The 16278-nt window shown below is 71.0% G+C and carries 11 protein-coding genes; 3 read left to right on the top strand and 8 right to left on the bottom strand.

Annotation, left to right across the window (positions count from 1 at the left end):
• Positions 1–33 precede the first annotated feature (33 nt).
• The 3 genes from LRS14_RS11910 to LRS14_RS11900 all read left to right on the top strand — a co-directional run bounded on the left by LRS14_RS11910 (position 34) and on the right by LRS14_RS11900 (position 6397).
• Positions 34–687 carry a Crp/Fnr family transcriptional regulator gene (locus tag LRS14_RS11910; RefSeq protein ID WP_257800461.1) on the top strand — a complete coding sequence of 218 codons (654 nt, stop codon included), beginning with the start codon at positions 34–36 and terminating at the stop codon, positions 685–687.
• Complete coding sequence (locus LRS14_RS11905) at positions 684–2882, top strand: CHASE2 domain-containing protein (protein WP_257799664.1); 2199 nt, start codon at positions 684–686, stop codon at positions 2880–2882. Before LRS14_RS11910 ends, LRS14_RS11905 begins: the two co-directional genes overlap by 4 nt.
• A 98-nt stretch (positions 2883–2980) precedes the next feature.
• On the top strand, positions 2981–6397 hold the full coding sequence (locus LRS14_RS11900) for a TonB-dependent receptor domain-containing protein (protein WP_257799663.1): 3417 nt from the start codon (positions 2981–2983) through the stop codon (positions 6395–6397).
• Between the two features lie 234 nt (positions 6398–6631).
• Here LRS14_RS11900 and LRS14_RS11895 read toward each other — a convergent pair whose 3' ends face one another.
• From LRS14_RS11895 to LRS14_RS11860, 8 genes are read right to left on the bottom strand one after another with little or no spacing between them, the layout of a single operon-like run.
• Positions 6632–7558, bottom strand: coding sequence for a M48 family metallopeptidase (locus tag LRS14_RS11895; RefSeq protein WP_257799661.1), 927 nt, complete (start codon positions 7556–7558; stop codon positions 6632–6634).
• Positions 7559–7617: 59 nt separating this feature from the next.
• Positions 7618–9243 carry an AmpG family muropeptide MFS transporter gene (locus tag LRS14_RS11890; RefSeq protein ID WP_404977549.1) on the bottom strand — a complete coding sequence of 542 codons (1626 nt, stop codon included), beginning with the start codon at positions 9241–9243 and terminating at the stop codon, positions 7618–7620.
• A 41-nt stretch (positions 9244–9284) separates the two neighbouring features.
• Positions 9285–9701, bottom strand: coding sequence for an anti-sigma factor (locus LRS14_RS11885; RefSeq protein WP_257799660.1), 417 nt, complete (start codon positions 9699–9701; stop codon positions 9285–9287).
• Positions 9638–10108 carry an anti-sigma factor gene (locus LRS14_RS11880; RefSeq protein WP_257799659.1) on the bottom strand — a complete coding sequence of 157 codons (471 nt, stop codon included), beginning with the start codon at positions 10106–10108 and terminating at the stop codon, positions 9638–9640. The genes LRS14_RS11885 and LRS14_RS11880 overlap by 64 nt, the downstream gene beginning before the upstream one ends.
• 8 nt (positions 10109–10116) lie before the next feature.
• Positions 10117–10662 (bottom strand): RNA polymerase sigma factor, encoded by a 546-nt coding sequence (locus tag LRS14_RS11875; RefSeq protein ID WP_257799658.1) that lies wholly within the window; start codon positions 10660–10662, stop codon positions 10117–10119.
• Between the two features lie 7 nt (positions 10663–10669).
• Positions 10670–12511, bottom strand: a complete 1842-nt coding sequence (locus LRS14_RS11870) for an ABC transporter substrate-binding protein (protein ID WP_257799657.1) — start codon at positions 12509–12511, stop codon at positions 10670–10672.
• Positions 12508–14337, bottom strand: a complete 1830-nt coding sequence (locus LRS14_RS11865; RefSeq protein WP_257799656.1) for an ABC transporter substrate-binding protein — start codon at positions 14335–14337, stop codon at positions 12508–12510. Before LRS14_RS11865 ends, LRS14_RS11870 begins: the two co-directional genes overlap by 4 nt.
• Entirely contained in the window at positions 14337–16166 is a 1830-nt protein-coding gene (locus tag LRS14_RS11860) for an ABC transporter substrate-binding protein (protein WP_310740820.1), read from the bottom strand. The genes LRS14_RS11865 and LRS14_RS11860 overlap by 1 nt, the downstream gene beginning before the upstream one ends.
• Positions 16167–16278: the final 112 nt, after the last annotated feature.

Below are 16278 nucleotides of genomic sequence, written 5' to 3'. Positions count from 1 at the left end.
GCAGAGAAGAGCATCTGGGCTCACGTGCCGGGCATGTCGAACCAAACCGTCGAAGAAGATCTTTCCTGCCAATTCCTGAGCCCGCTATTGCAGCGGCTGGCTCAGCGGGGGCGTGTCTGCCATTACCGCACCGGCTCATTGCTGATCCAGGAAGGCGATCGCGACGACACCATCTACATCCTGCTGTCGGGCCGCGTGCGCGCCTATTCCGTGGGCGAAAAAGGCCAGGAGATCACCTATGGCGTCTACGGCCCGGGCGAATACCTCGGTGAACTGAGCCTGGACGGCGGCGTGCGCTCGGCCAGCGTGGTCACCATCGAGCGCTGCACCTGCGCGGTGGTCAGCCGGCAAACGGTGCTCGAGCACATTGCGCAGCATCCCGAATTCGCATTCGAGTTGCTGTCCAAGGTGATTCGCCGTGTGCGCAGTGCCACGATGAATGCGCGGCAACTGGCACTCAATGATGTTTATGGGCGCCTGATCCACATGGTCAACACCATCGCCGAGCCCGGTGGCGACGGCACCCGCGTGATCCGCGAGCGCTGGACGCACAAGGAACTGGCCAGCCGGCTGGGCTGCTCCCGTGCCATGGTCAGCCGGCTGCTGAAGGACCTGGAGACGGGCGGCTATGTGCGTCTCGAGCCCGAGTGCTTCGTGATCATCAAGCCGCTGCCCACCCGCTGGTGAGCTGGCGCTCGGCGGGCCCGGCCCTGCTGCTGGCGCTGCTCGGCCTGCTGGCCTGGGCGCTGGAGCCGCTGCTGCCGCTGGAATCGTCGATCGGCCCGCGCCTGCTGTTCACTGCCCGCGGCGCAGTGCCGCCGCCCGACGAGGTGCTGGTGGTGGCCATCGATGAACGTTCCGCCAGTGCCTTCGGCCTGCCCGAGCGGCCGCGCCAATGGCCACGCAGCCGCCATGCCGAGCTGGTGGCCCAGCTCCATGCGGCAGGCGCGCGGCTGGTGGCCTTTGACCTCACCTTCGAATCCGCCACCGCGGACGACGACGCCTTCGCACGCAGCCTGCAGCTGGCCGGCAACGTGTTGCTCACGTCGTCGCTGCGCACCGACGTGTGGCGCAGCGGCGGCGCGCAGGCGGTGGTGGAACAGGTGCGGCCATCGGTATGGCCCATCGGCGAAGCGGCACGCGAGCATGCGCCCTTCGTGCTGCCGAAGGACGCGCGGGTGGATGCCTACTGGACCTTCCGCCGCGGCGCCGACCACATGCCCAGCCTGCCGGTGCTGGCCTTCCACCTCTTCCATCCCACGGCGGTGGATGCGCTGGTCGGCCTGTCCTGCCGGGCGCAGCCCACGGCGGATTGCGCGGGCCCGCTGGCCACGCCCTTGGCCGATGCGGCGCAGCCGGCGGCACGGCTGCGCTGGCTGCGCGAGCGCTTCGTGCGCTGGCCCGGACATGCGGCCGCCGTGCAGCGCCTGCTGCCGTCGGCCCTCGAAGCGCCGCCGCAGGTGGCCACGCTCGTGGCGCTGCATGCGGGCGGCGACGTGGCCCACCTCAACTTCCATGGCCCGGCGCGCAGCATCCGCACGGTGGCCTATGCGGATGTGGCGCGGCTGGCACGGGAGCAGCCCTCGCTGTTCGCCGGACGCATGGTGTTCGTCGGTTTCTCGGCGGAGTCCTCCGGCGCGCAGGACCGTCTGCGCGACGACTACCGCACCGTGTTTTCCGACGAGTCGGGCGTGGACGTCAGCGGCGTGGAGATCGCCGCCACCGCCTTTGCCAACCTGCAGCAGGGCCGGCCGCTGATGCCGCTGGCGCCGGCCGCCGCGGCCATGCTGGTGGCCGGCTGGGGCCTGCTGCTGGGCCTGCTGTCGGCGTGGCGGGCGCGATGGTGGCCCGGGCTGCTGATGGCGCTGCTGCCGCTGGCGCTGGCCGCCTGCGGCCTGGTGGCTTTCACCCGGCAGGCGCAGTGGTGGCCGCTGGTGGTGCCGCTGCTGGTGCAGTGGCCGGTGGCCGTCGGCCTGCTGCTGTGGCTGCGCATGCGGCACAGCCGGCGTGAGCGCGACCGGATGCACCAGGCGTTCGCGCACTTCGTACCGCGTGGCGTGGCCGAGCAGCTGGCCCAGGCGCCGGCGCACATCGCCGCGGCGCACCGGGTGGGCTTCGGCGTGTGCATGGCCACCGACGCGGTGCAATACAGCGCACTGGCCGAGCGGATGGATCCGCAGGCGCTGGGCGAGACCCTCAATGCCTACTATGCGCGCCTGTTCGAGCCGGTGGCGCGCCACGGCGGCTGGGTGATCGACGTGGTCGGCGACGCGATGCTGGCGCTGTGGGAATCACCGCCCGACGACCCGGCCGCCCGCAGTGCGGCCTGCCACGCGGCACTCGCCATCCAGGCGGCCCTGGCGCAGGAGCCGCCGGGCTCGCCCGCCGCCCTGCCCACGCGCATCGGCCTGCATTGCGGCGACATGCGCATCGGCACCGTCGGCGCACGCACGCATTACGAATTCCGCGCGGTGGGGGATGCGGTGAACATCGCCTCGCGGCTGGAGGGCCTGAACAAGCTGCTGGGCACCCGTGTGCTGGCGTCGGCCGAGATGGCGGCCGGCCTGCGGCACCTGTTCGTGCTGCGGCCGGTGGGCAGCTTCGTGTTGACGGGCAAGCGCGAGCCGGTGGACGTGGTGGAGGTGATGGCCCTTGCCGGCCCGGCCTCCGCTGCCCTGGATGGGCGATTGACGGCCTTTGCCGATGCATTGGCCGCTTACCGGCAAGGCGATGCATCCTTGGCGATGTCGGGCTTCGAAGCGTTGCTGCGTCAATGGCCCGATGATGGGCCGTGTGCGTATTACTTCGCGCAATGCCGACATTTGTTGTCCGACCCGCAACACCACGACCCGAAGTTACCAATTCAGGTTGCTGCGAAATGACATGGCTCAGGCAAATCGGGCTCGTCGTGATGTAGCCTACGCACGTTGAATATTTACGTCTCGTTGCACGACACCGTCACCGACCTGCGAGTGGACCCTTGATCAAGAACCTCATGACCGGCGCGGCCGGCCGCTGGCGCCAGGGGGTACGCGCCATCGTGCAATGGGCCTGGGCCTGGGCCGGTGCCGGCTGCCTGATGGCCGCAACGCAGGCTGCCGCCGCCTGCGAGCCGCCGCTGGCGCGCATGGCCTCGGTGCAAGGCCTGGTGGAAGTTCGCCGTGGCGCCGAAGCTCCCTGGCAGCGGGCCGAGATGGACCAGCCGCTGTGTGCCGGCGACCTGGTGCGCGTGGGCGAACGCAGCCGCGCCGCCCTGTTGATGAGCAACGAGACCACGCTGCGGCTGGACCAGCAGACCAGCGTCACGCTGCTGGCGCCGGAGGCGCCGCGCGGCACGCTGGTGGAACAGCTGCGCGGCATCGTCAACGTGATCACGCGCACGCCGCGCCCCTTCCGGCTGACCACGCCCTTCGTCAATGCCAACGTGGAGGGCACCGAGTTCCTGGTGCGCGTGGACGAGGCCCAGGCCAGCGTGCTGGTGTACGAAGGCCACGTGGTGGCCAGCAATGCGGCCGGCCGGGTGGACCTGGCGGCCGGTGAGCAGGCCGTCGGCCCGGCAGGGGCGGCGCCGCGAAAGTCGCTGGTGCTGCGCCCGCGGGACGCCGTGCAGTGGGCCGTGCACTACCCCACGGTGCAGCCGCGCGTCGGCGCCGATCTGCCGGCCGTGCGCCAGGCCGCCGCACTGGCCGCCGAAGGACGGGTGGCCGAGGCGGTCGCCTCGCTCGACGCCCGGCCGGCGCAGGAGCGCACCGGCGCCTTCCGACTGCAGCGCGCCGCGTTGCTGCTGCAGGTGGGGCGGGCCGACCAGGCGCTGCCGGAGCTCACTTCCATTGCGGCCGGCGATGCGGCGCATGCCGAGGCGCTGGCCCTGCAGGCCATCGTGGCCCTGGTGCGCAACGACACGGCGGGGGCGCTGGCGCTGGCCGACGCCGCCGTGGCGGCCGACCCTCGCGCCACCGCCGCGCTGCTGGCGCTGTCCTATGTGCAGCAGTCACGCTTCGACCTGGATGCGGCCACCGTGCACGCACGCGCGGCCGTGGCCCAGGAGCCGGGCCATGCGCTGGCCTGGGCCCGGGTGGCCGAGCTGGCCCTGCAGGCCGGTGACCAGACCTCGGCGCGTGAAGCTGCCGAACGCGCGGTGCAGCACGACCCGGCGCTGGCGCGTGCGCACTCGGTGCTGGGCTTTTCCCTGCTGGCCGCCTTCGACACGGCGGCCGCCCGGCAGTCCTTCCAGCGCGCCATCCGCCTGGACCAGGGCGACCCGCTGCCGCGCATGGGCCAGGGCCTGGCGTTGATCCGCGAGGGCCAGCTCGAAGCCGGCCGCCAGTCGCTCGAGTTGGCCGTGGCGCTGGACCCTGAAAGCGCGCAGTTGCGCAGCACGCTCGGCAAGGCCTATGCGCAGGAGCGCCGCGCCGGGGCCGCGCAAACCCAGTGGTCGCTGGCCAGGGAGCGAGACCCGCTGGACCCCACGCCCTGGTTCTACGGCGCCATGCAGCAGCTGCTGGGCAACCGGCCGGTGCAGGCACTGGACGAGGTCACGCGCTCCATCGCGCTGAACGACAACCGCGCCGTGCTGCGCCCGCGCCTGCTGCTCAATGACGACCGGGCGGTGCGCGGCACCACGCTGGCCCGCATCTACGACGAGCTGGGCTTCGGCCCGCTGGCCGTCACCGAGGCCACCCGCGCGCTGGCGCTGGAGCCGGCCAGTGCCGCCGCGCACCGCTTCCTGGCCGATGCCTACAGCGGCCGCGACCGCCATGAAGCCGCCGTGGCCAGCCAGACGCTGCAGGCCCTGCTGCTGCAGCCGGTGCAGCCCGCCTACCTGCTGCCGCGCCGCAGTTCGTCGGCGCTGATGGGCTCGGTGGATGAATCGGTGCTGGGCACGCCCAATGACGACTCCCGCTACTTCGACGAACGCGGCGTCAGCGGCCGGGCCGGCCTGGCCGGCGGCACCCGGGGGCTGTGGTCGGCAGAGCTGAGCGCGGCCTATGCCGGCGAATCGCTGGCGCTGGACGCGGGCGCATTCCGCTATCACTCCGGCGGTTTCCGACCCAACAGCGAGTTGAACCACCAGGTGGACGAGGTGCTGCTGCAGGGCCGCGTGCTGCCCACGCTGAACCTGCAGGGCCACTGGCGCGACCGGCACAGCACCTATGGCCAGCTGCGCTCCAACTTCGACGCCCCCGGCGCCTGGCAGCGCGGCAGCAACGACGTGCATCAGCGCGATGCGCGGCTGGGCCTGGCCTGGCGGCCGCGGGCGGGTGAGGTGATCACGCTGTCGTACGGCACGCTGCAGCGTGACGGCAATACGCAGTTCGGCTTTGTGCCCCGGCAACAGCGGCTGTTGAGTGACTTGAGCACCCGCACGCTGGAGGGCCAGTACCAGCTGGACACCCGGCATGGCCACCTGCTGCTGGGTGCGGCGCGGCCGCGGTATGAAGCTGAGACCATCATCAGCACGGTGGATCCGAACGTCGGTCCGGCAGGCCCTTGCTCGGTGCAGGCGCCGTGCAGCACGCTCGTCAACGACGTCGCTTACAAGCAGGACCATGTGTATGCCTATTGGCAGCAGCCGGTGACGCCCACGCTGCACGCCACCCTGGGCCTGGCCCATGTGCGCACCAAACTCGTGGGACCCGCCACCGATGTCTGGTTGCCCAAGCTCGGCCTGCTGTGGCAGCCCGCGGTCGGCACCACGCTGCGGGCGGCGGCCTTCCGCACCGTCAAGCGGCTGGCTTCGCTGGAGCAGGCCCTGGAGCCAACCCATGTGGCCGGCTTCACCCAGCTGTTCGACGACTCCGCCGGCGTGGTGTCGAGGGTCGCCGGCCTGGGGGCCGATGTGCTGTTGTCGCCCCAGCTCCGGCTGTCCGCGGAGGCCGTGGAACGAAGCGAGGAATTCCCCGGCGCCCTGCGGGCCGATGGCAGTGGCCGCTTTCCCAGCGAAACCTGGATCGAACAGCAGGGCCGCTTGTCGGTGTTGTGGACGCCGACGACCCGGCTGGCGGTGCGTGGCACGGTCCAGCACGACGGCTACCGCCGACACCCGCATTCGTCCGCGGGCTTTCCAGTGCGCGTGCGTACCGACGAACTGCCCGTAGCGGTGCGCTACTTCCTCGACGACGGCTGGTTTGGCGAGCTGGCAATGACTCACGTGCGACAGCAGGTGCGCCGGGTGTCGCGCTCCTCCGAGCCCGCCGGCAGCGAGCGATTCAACGTTTTCGACTTCACGCTGGGCCACCGTGTCCGGTCGGCGCCGGTGACGGTGACGCTGACGGCCAAGAATCTGTTCGGACAGACCTTCCGCTACGTGGACGACAGCTTGCGCACCGGGGAAATCAAGCTGGCCAAGTACCAGCCGGTGCGCAGCGTGGTGCTGGCAGTGCAGACCGCCTTTTAGGAACTTGGGATTGGACCGCCGAGCCACAGTTGCATACGATGCAACGCTTTGCAACAAATCAGGCGGATAACGTGGTCAGATTCAGAAAGTGGCTTTGTGGCGCATGCCTGTTGATCGCCAGCACGGCGGGCGCCCTTCCGCCGACTGTCGCGGCATTTTCGGAAGAGCCGACCAGCCCACAGCCCCATCTGGACTGCTATTGGAATGGCTCCGAGTGGGTGTGCAAGCGCCCGGCTACTTCTTAGCCGCAGCCGGCGGCGGCGGGCCGAACTTGCGCAGCGGCTTGTCGGCCCGTGCGTACAGCGGCTCCACCTTGGGCAGCTTGGCCTCGATCTCGCGGATGCGCGTCTGGCCGGCGGGGTGGGTGCTCAGGAACTGCGGCGGCGCACCCTTGCTGGCCTGCAGCATCTTCTGCCACAGCGTGACGCCGGCGCGCGGGTCGTAGCCGGCGCGCGCCGCCAGGTCCATGCCGACGATGTCGGCTTCGGATTCGTCGTCGCGGCTGAACTTCAGCGTCAGCAGCTGGCTGCCCATGTTCAGCAGCGCATCGCCCGTGCCCCCTAGGCCCAGCACGCTCGACAGCACGCTGGCGCCGATGCGGGTGGCCGCCGTCTTGCCCATGCGCTCGCGCGCATGCTCACGCAGTGCATGGGCCATCTCATGGCCCATGATGGTGGCGGTCTCGTCGTCGGTCAGCTGCAGCTGCTGCAGGATGCCGTAATAGAAGGCGATCTTGCCGCCCGGCATGCAGAAGGCGTTCAGCTGCTGGCTGCCGATCAGGTTCACCTCCCACTGCCAGCGGCGGGCACGTGCGTTCCACCCTTCGGTGAACGGGATCAGCCGCTGCGCGATGGTGCGCAGGCGCACCACTTGATCGTTGTTGTCGGGCGCCAGCGCCCGCTGCTGCGCGGCCTCGCGCTTCATCTGCGTGTACTGCTGCTGGGCGGCGGCTTCCACTTCTTCGGCCGGCACCAGCTTGGAAAACTGCGATTCGCGGCCCACGTCGCCGCGCACGCCGTCGGGGTCCTTCTGGGCCAGCGCCGGGAAGGCGGCGCCGGCCACCAGGGCGCCGGTGAACAGGCGCCGGCCATGCAGGGCGCAGCGGCAACCCGCGCCATGCGGCACGGCAATCTCGGCATCGGTGCGGAAGAGAGGGTTCATGTCGATCCAGGTCGGGGCGGCGGTTGCAGATTCCAGGGCGGCTTGGCAAATGCCTTGCCTCAATCGTCGACGGCCCCCGAGGCGGGCGTCACCTCCAGGGCGCGGATGCTGCTGCGCAACCACCAGAGCATCCACAACGCGGGCAGCGCCGCCAGCGTGGACACGAGGAAAAACGTCGGCCAGCCGATGGATTCGGCCAGCACGCCGGCCAGCGGCCCCACCCACACCCGGCCCACCGACGCGAAGGCCGACAGCAGCGCAAACTGCGTGGCGGTGAAGCGCTGGTTGCACAGGCTCATCAGGAAGGCCACGAAGGCCGCCGTGCCCATGCCGCCCGAGAGATTCTCGAAGGCGATGACCATCAACAGCCCGCCGTCCACCCGCGTGGCCTGCGCCAGCTGCACGAAGCCCCAGTCGAAGGCCGGCAGCGTCAGCCCCGGCAGCACGCCCGGGCCGTTGACCGCCAGCCACCAGAAGCCCAGGTTGCTGGCCATCTGCAGCACCCCGAACAGCAGCAGCGAGCGCCACAGCCCCAGCTTGAGCATCAGCGCGCCGCCCAGCAGCGCGCCGCCGATGGTCAGCCACAGGCCGATGACCTTGTTGACCACGCCCACCTCGGCCGGGCTGTAGGCCATGGCCTTGAGGAGGAAGGGCGTCATCAGGGAGCCCGCGAAGGCGTCGCCCAGCTTGTACAGCACGATGAAGGCGAGGAAGGCGCCGGCGCCGGCCTGAGAGAAGTAGCTCTGCAGGCCCGACAACAGCGTCTCGAAGCGGGCGCGCCGGGCCGCCCAGGCGGCCAGCGGCAGCGTGATGCCGATGCCCATCAGCAGGCCCAGCAGCTCGGCCCACTTGCCCTGCAGCGTGGCACCGGGGCCCGTGCCCGGGCCGAACACCGCACCCACCAGCCAGCGCGCGAACGGGTTGGCCAGGCGGTCGGTCAGCAGCACGCCCACCGCCACGGCCAGCACCACGGCGGCAAAACCGATCAGGTCGTTGCGCGCCACCGTGCGCGGCACCGGCGCATGCACCAGCCGCGGCAGCAGCAGCGCCGAGCAGGCCGCCGCGCCCAGCATCAGCAGCGCCATCAGGCGGTAAACCTGCGGCCAGGTCCAGCCGAAGGCGGTGCCGGCGTTGCCGGGGTCGGTCCAGATCAGCGCAACGCCGCCGGACACGATCATCGCCAGCCGGTAGCCCAGCACGTTGAGCGACGAGCCCAGCCCGCGTTCGGCCGGCGGCAGCAGGTCGGTGCGGTAGGCGTCGATCACCACGTCCTGCGAGGCGGACACGAAGGCCGTGAGCACCGCCAGCAGCGCGAAGGTGCGCAGCGCGGCCGACGGGGAGGTGTCGGCCAGCGCATACAGCACCGCCGCCAGCGCCAGCTGCGTCAGCACCAGCCAGCCGCGGCGGCGGCCCAGCCAGGGCAGCTCGAAGCGGTCCATCAGCGGCGCCCACAGGAACTTGAAGGTGTAGGGCAGGCCCACCAGGCTGAGGAAGCCGATGGTGGCGACGTCCAGGCCTTCCAGGCTGAGCCACGCCTGCATGGCCTGGCCGGTGAGCGCCAGCGGCAGGCCGGAGGCGAAGCCCAGCACCATCACCGCCAGCAGGCGGTGCCACGCGGCCAGCCGCTGGGCGGCCGTGCGCGGAACGGAGCGGGGCGCACGGGCGGCAGGGGCGTGATCGGGCATGCGGGGGATTCTAGGCAGCGGCCCCGCCAGGCCCGGGCGGCTCAGCGCGACGGGCTGCCGGCTGGCGGTGCGGCGCCTGTGGCCGGCTGCTGGCGGTAGATCGCCTCGGCCAGGGCCAGCAGGCGTTCCCGCGGCAGGCTGCCGGCCAAAGCGTAGCCGGCGCCCCCTTCCACCCAGTAGAACAGGCCCAGCTCACCCTGCTGCTCATAGCGGAAGGCGGCGGGTGTGTCCGCATCGGGCTTGCGCAGGTACACGGTGACGCGCTCGCCGCCCGCGTCCTGGTACATCAGCTGCGCGCTGGGGCCGGCGCTGTCGGGCAGCAGGCGGCCACCCACCAGTTCGAAGCCCTGCTCGCGCAGGTCGAACAGCTTGACCGGCAGGCTGGTGCGGCGGGTCAGCCAGCGGGCCAGGTGTTCTTCCTGCGCACGCACCTCCACCGGATGGCGCTTCTCGGGCACGTAGACGCTGTGGGCCAGCGCGGCGCGCTGCACCCAGGCCGGGTCCGGCCCCGGTTGGCTGGCCAGCTGCGCGCCCCCGGGCTGTGCTGCGCCCACCACACCGCGCCGCCGCCGGCCAGCGCGCCGGTGGCCAGCAGGCCGGCCACCATCGCGGCCCGGGCCCACGCCGGCCAGGCGCCGCCGCGCCAGAGGCTGCGCTGCAGTGCGGGCGGCACCGGTTCGTCCGCCACCGGGCCGAACAGCCGCTGCAGCGCGTCGCGGTCGGCTGCCCAGCCCTGCACCCGCTGGGCGTCGGCCGGATGGGCTTCCAGCCAGGCGCTGACCTGCTGGTGCTCCGCCGGCGGCAGTTCACCGTCCAGCCAGGCGCCGAGCGTGGTGTCGTCAGGGGGCAGCAAGGGGGTGTTCATCGCAGGGTTCAGCTCACGCGGCGCAGGGCGGGCGCCGTGCCCGGCAGCGGCTGGCTGCCGCCGTCCAGCGCGGCGCGCAAGGCCACCCGGGCCCGCGACAGGCGCGACATCACGGTGCCGACGGGAATGCTCAGCAGCGCCGCCGCCTCGGCATAGCTCAGCTGCTCCACGCCCACCAGCAGCAGGATCTCGCGGTGGTCGGGCGGCAGCCGGCGCAGGGCGGCCTGCAGGTCGATGCGCAGGCCGGGGTCGTGCGGGCCGGGGTGGGCCAGGCTTTGCGCATCCATCTCGGCGGCCAGGTCGGCGGGATCCATGGCGGTGGTGCGGGCGTCGCGGCGGCGGTGGTCCAGGTGGGCGTTGTGCAGGATGCCGAGTGCCCACAGCGACAGGTCGCGCCGCTGGTCGAACTGGTGCCAGTGGGCCAGCGCACGTTCCAGCGCCGTCTGCACCAGGTCATCGGCCAGGTGCACCTCGAACACCAGCGAGCGGGCATACCGCCGCAGGCGCGGAATGGCGCCCAGCAATTGCTGGCGGAAGGCGGCGGGGGCGTGCACTTCGGGTCTACGGCTGGCGGGCCGGGTTTATTCCGGCGGCGCGGCGGGCTTCGGCATCCAGGTCGACCCGGTGCCACCAGTCGCTCCAGAACAGCGGGCGGCGGTAACCGATCACCCAGGGGTGCAGCAGGTCGACGCTGATGCGGTGCACCGAGGCCTTGTAGGGCATGTAGGCCACCGAGAGCGCCTGCGCCTGGCGGAACAGCGCCTCGCGCTCCGGCCCGTCGGGCAGGGCCGAGAGCCGGTCGTACAGCGCATCGAAGGCCGGCAGGCTGAAGCGCGCCAGGTTCTGGCCGCCGGCCTGCGGGCCGTTCAGGCGCTGCAGCACGTCCTGCCCGTCGGGCGTGCTGGCGGTATTGCCCAGCATCCACAGCATCAGCTTGCCGGCGCGGGCCAGCTTGAGCTGCTCCGGCCACTGGCCGGTGACGAAGCGCACCCGCAGGCCCACGGCGTTCAGGTCGCGCTGGAACTGTTCGTCGAACTGGCGGTAGATCTGGTCGGGCTGGGTGGCCATCTCCAGCAGCAGCGGGCTGCCATCGGGCTGCTCGCGGATGCCGTCGCCATCCCGGTCGCGGTAGCCGAAGACCTCCAGCAGCGCACGGGCGCGCGCCGGATCGTGGTCGCCGTTCTCGCTCTTGAACGTGGGGCTGTAGCCGGTGGTGTGCGGCAGCAGCACCGATTGCGCCGGCACCGCCAGCCCGCGGCGGATCAGGCGCGCCTCGCGACCGGTGTCCATCGCCAGGCCGATGGCGCGGCGCAGCGCCACCTGCGGCGGGGCATTGCCGCCGACCAGCGGATGGGCCATGTTGAACATGGTGAGGATCACGTCGGGGTTGAGCTGCCGGTGAGCGCGGATGCCGCGCTGCGCCAGGTTCGGCGCCAGCGTGCCGTTGGGCATGGCGGTGGGTGCGAAGCTGCCGGGCAACGAGCCGTAGACCCCGGCCAGCGCATCCAGCTGGCCGTTGAGGAAGCTCAGCCAGCGCGGCTGCTCCTCGTCGATCATGCTGACCTGCACCTCGTCGACCATCGGCAGCGGCCGGCCCTTGAGCCGCGCCAGCACGGCCTGGCCTTCGGCATCTTCGGGCGCGGGCTGGGCGTCATAGGTCACCGTGCGAAAGCCGGGGTTGCGCGCCAGCACCACCAGCGAGCTGCGCCGCCACTGCTTCAGCAGGAAGGGCCCGGTGCCCACGGGATGCTCCATCACCGCGCCGCCGTGGTGCTCCACCACCTCGCGTGCCACCGCGCCGAAGAGGTCGCTGCCCGCCAGCACGTAGTCGAAGCGCGGGCGCGGCTCGCGCAGGCGGAACTGCAGGGTGTAGCGGTCCAGCGCGCGAAGGCCGTCGATCTCGCGGTCGTAGTCGAAGGGCTGGCGGCGCGCTGTGGCCTGCTCGCGCAGCTCGGCCAGGCCCAGCAGGCCATAGGACTCCAGGTACGACCAGATCGGGCTGGCATTGGCCGGATCGGCGAATCGCTTGAAGCTGTAGACGTAGTCCTGCGCCACCAGCTCGCGCGGCCGGCCGCCGAAGGCCGGGTGGTCGGCGAAGCGGATGCCCCGTTGCAGCTTCACCGTCCAGGTGCGGTAGTCGGCGCTGTGCTCGGGCATCGCGGCGGCGGTGCGCGGGCGCAGGCGGGCGGGACGCGCCAGCGGGTCGTACTCCAGCGGCGCTTCGAAGATGTGCGCGGTGAGCGTGCGCGAGTAGGTGTCGCTGATCTTGGCAGGATCGAACCCCGTCTCGGCCGAGTTGAAGGCCACGCGCAGCACCTTGGGCGCCGGGGACTGGGCCTGCGCCTGCACGCCCGGTGCGATCAGCAGTGCCGCGCCGCACAGCGCCGCCAGCCAGCGCTTCAAGGCTGCGCCCGCTGGCGTTGCACTTCGGTGTCGATGTCCAGGTACTGCCAGAAGTCCTGCCAGAACAGCGGTCGGCGGTAGCCGATCAGCCAGGGCTGCGCCATGTCGGTGACGATGCGGTGGCTGTGCGACTTGTAGGGCATGTAGGCCACCGCCAGCTTGCGCGCCTGCACGAAGAGCGCGTCGCGCTCCGGGCCGTCGGGCATCACGTCGAGCTGCTCGTAGATCGCGTCCAGCGCCGGCAGCTTGAAGCGCGACATGTTCTGCCCGCCGATCTGCGCGCCGTGGTAGCGCTGGAAGGTGCCCAGGCTGTCGGGCCCGGCGGCCATGCTGCCCACGCCCCACATCATCAGCTTGCCGGCGCGGCTGGCCTTCAGGTTTTCCGGCCACTTGGCGGGCTGGAACTCGATGCGCAGGCCGACGGCCGTCATGTTGCGCTTCCACAGGTCGTCCTGCTGGCGGCTGCGCTGGTCGGGCTGGGTGGCCTTGCGCAGCAGCAGCGGGCTGCCATCGGGCATGTCGCGCCAGCCGTCGCCATCGCGGTCGACGTAGCCGTAGAGGTCGAGCAGGGCCTTGGCCCGCGCCGGATCGTGGTCGCTGTTCTCGCTCTTGAAGGCCGGGTCGTAGGCCAGCGTGTTGGGCATCACCGGGCTTTGCGCGGGCACGCCCTGGCCGCCCAGCACCAGGCGGATCTCGGCATCGACGTCCACCGCCAGCGAGATGGCGCGGCGCAGCGCCACCTTGTCGGGCGTGTAGCCGCCGACGATGGGGTCTTCCATGTTGAACATGGTCAGGCTGATGTCGGAGCGCCGGCTGCGGAAGGCCTGCAGCCCCTGCTCGGCCAGGTAGGGCGCCAGCTTGCCGCCCGGCATCGCCTGGTTGACGAACTCGGCCGGCAGCAGCTCGATCAGGTCGGCGCGCTGCTGCAGGAAGCTCAGCCAGCGCGGCTGGTTCTCCTCGACGATGGACACCTCCACCCGGTCCAGCATCGGCAGCTTGCGGCCCTTCAGCCGCGCCAGCAGCGCCTGGCCAGCGGCATCGTCAGCGGCGGGCTCGGCGTCGTAGCGCACGTCGCGGTACTGCGGGTTGCGCTCCAGCACGATGAGCGAGCTGCGCCGCCATTGCCTCAGCACGAAGGGGCCGGTGCCCACCGGGTGGGCGTTGATGTCGGCGCCGTACTTCTCCACCACCTCGCGGGCCACCGCGCCCACCAGGTCGCTGAGTGTGAGCGCGCTGGTGACGAAGCGCGGCGATGGCTTCTCCAGCCTGAACTGCACCGTGTAGCGGTCCAGCGCCTTCAGGCCCTCGATGGGCCGGTCGTAGTCAAAGGGCTGCTTGCCTTTGAGCGCGGCCTCGCGCAGGCCGTCCAGCCCGACGAAGCCGAACTGCGCCATCCAGCTCCAGGCGGGGCTTTTCACCGCGGGGTCGGCAAAGCGCTTGAAGCTGTAGACATAGTCGGCCGCCACCAGCTCGCGCGGCTTGCCGCCGAAGGCCGGATCGTCCGAGAAGTAGATGCCGGGCTTCAGCTTCACCGTCCACGTGCGGTAGTCGGCGCTGTGCTCGGGCATGCCGGCGGCGGTGAGCGGCCGGGCCTTGGCGGGGCGGGCCAGCGGGTCGTACTGGTACAGGCCTTCGAAGATGTGGGGCGTGATGCTGCGCGAGTAGATGTCGCTGATCTGCGCCGGGTCGAAGCCGGTTTCCGCCACCGGAAAGGCATAGCGCAGGACCTTGGGCGCGGCAGGGGCTGCAGGCTGCGCCTGCACGGCAGTGGCGGTGGCCACCACCAGCGCCAGCGCGGCCGTCAGCCCGGCGCGCAGCCCGCGCATCAGCGCATGGCCTCGGCCTGCAGCGCAGGATCGATGTCCACGTACTGCCAGAACTCGCGCACGAAGATGTTGCGGTGGTAGCCGATCAGCCATGGTTGTGCCAGGTCGGTGAAGATGCGGTGGAGGTGGATCTTGTACGGCATGTAGGCCACCATCAGGTCACGGGCCCGGCCCATGGCCGCGGCGCGCTCGGGGCCATCGGGCAGCGTGCGCTGGTGCTCGTACAGCAGGTTGAAGGCCGGCAGGTCGAAGCGGGCCAGGTTGGCCGAGCCCTTGTTGCCCGCGTAGCCCAGTGCCAGGAAGGTGTCGGCGTCGGGGCGGGTGGCGCTCCAGCCCACGCCCCACATCATCAGCTGGCCCGCGCGGGCAGCCTTCAGGTTCTCGGGCCACTTGGCGGTGCGGAAGTTCATGCGGATGCCGATGGCACGCATGTTCTTCTCCCACAGCTCGATGAGCTTGCGGCTCTGCTGGTCGGGCTGGGTGGCGTAGTCGATCACCATGGGCTGGCCGTCGGGCAGCTCGCGCCAGCCGTCGCCATCCACGTCGCGGTAGCCGAACACGTCCAGCAGCGCCTTGGCGCGTGCGGTGTCGTGGTCACCCATCTCGCTCTTGTACGCCGGGTCGTAGCCCCAGGTCAGCGGCGCGATGGCCGACTGCGCCGGCACCGCCTGGCCGCCGCGCACGCTGCGGATCTCGTTGGGCACGTCCACCGCCAGCGCGATGGCGCGGCGCAGCGCCACTTGTCTAGGCAGGTAACCGCCCACCACCGGATGCTCCATGTTGAAGTACGACAGCGAGGCGTCGGCCCGCGGGTAGCGCACCATCGTCACGCCGCGCTCGGCCAGGTAGGGCGCCAGCAGGTTGTTGGGCATGGCCAGCGGCGCGAATTCAGGCGGCAGCTCTTCCAGCAGGTCGAGGCTGCCGTTGAGAAAGCTCAGCCAGCGCGGCTGGTTCTCCTCCACCACCGAGATTTCCACGCGGTCGATCATCGGCAGCCGGCGGCCCTTGAACTGGCGCGCGATGGCCACCAGGCGTTCATCGCCGGGCGGCGGGTGCTCGTCGTAAAACCGCTCGCGGTAGCCGGTGTTGCGCTCCAGCACCATGCGGGCACTGCGCTGCCAACGGGTCAGGCGGTAGGGCCCGGTGCCCACCGGGTGCGCCATGATCTGGTCGCCGTAGGCCTCCACCACCTCGCGCGCCACCGCGCCGCTGAGCGATGCGTCGGCCAGCTCGTACAGGAAGCGCGGCGACGGCGTGGCCAGCTTCACCTGGAAGGTGTAGCGGTCCAGCGCGCGCAGGCCGGGCACCTCGCGGTCGTAGTCGAAGGGTTGCTTGCGGTCGATGGCCTGCTTGCGCAGCTCCGACAGGCCGAGGATCTTCGCGTTTTCCAGCAGGTAGAGCTGCGGGCTTTTCCAGCGCGGGTCGTAGTGGCGCTTCAGCGCATACACATAGTCCTGCGCCACCAGCTCGCGGCGCACGCCCTTGAAGGCCGGGTCGTCCGCAAAGTGAATGCCAGGCTTCAGCCGGATGGTGAATGTGGTGTGGTCCGCGCTCACCTCGGGCATGGCGGCGGCGGTGTTGGGCCGCATGCGCGCCGGCTGGGCCAGGAATTCGAACTCCAGCGGCGCGTCGAAGATGGACGCGATGACGATGCGCGAGTACAGGTCGATCACCTGCGCCGGATCGAAACCCGTCTCGGCGATGCGGAAGGCATAGCGCAGCACCTTGGCCGGCGGCTGGCCTTCGGCGGGCGCAGGCTGCGCCCGCACGGCCGCGGCCAGCACGGCGGCGTGCAACAGGACGACGAAGGTGCGGCGGAGGAACTTCACGGCGCCCAAGTCTAGCGAGCGGCGTGCCGTCCACACCCGCATGTCGGCACGATGACATCCGGATGACGGTTTCGTCATATGGTTGATGCCATCAACCGTTCCTAGCATGCGG

Source organism: Aquincola sp. J276 (assembly GCF_024700035.1).
Classification (GTDB): domain Bacteria; phylum Pseudomonadota; class Gammaproteobacteria; order Burkholderiales; family Burkholderiaceae_C; genus Aquincola; species Aquincola tertiaricarbonis.
The sequence above is the reverse complement of the archived record's forward strand: the minus strand, read 5'-3'. Positions and strand labels throughout refer to the sequence as shown.

Coding starts and splice junctions, on each gene's coding strand:
- LRS14_RS11910 (WP_257800461.1), top strand. CDS start 34: ATGTCGAACCAAACCGTCGAAGAAGATCTTTCCTGCCAATTCCTGAGC.
- LRS14_RS11895 (WP_257799661.1), bottom strand. CDS start 7,558: ATGAACCCTCTCTTCCGCACCGATGCCGAGATTGCCGTGCCGCATGGC.
- LRS14_RS11890 (WP_404977549.1), bottom strand. CDS start 9,243: ATGCCCGATCACGCCCCTGCCGCCCGTGCGCCCCGCTCCGTTCCGCGC.
- LRS14_RS11880 (WP_257799659.1), bottom strand. CDS start 10,108: ATGAACACCCCCTTGCTGCCCCCTGACGACACCACGCTCGGCGCCTGG.
- LRS14_RS11865 (WP_257799656.1), bottom strand. CDS start 14,337: ATGCGCGGGCTGCGCGCCGGGCTGACGGCCGCGCTGGCGCTGGTGGTG.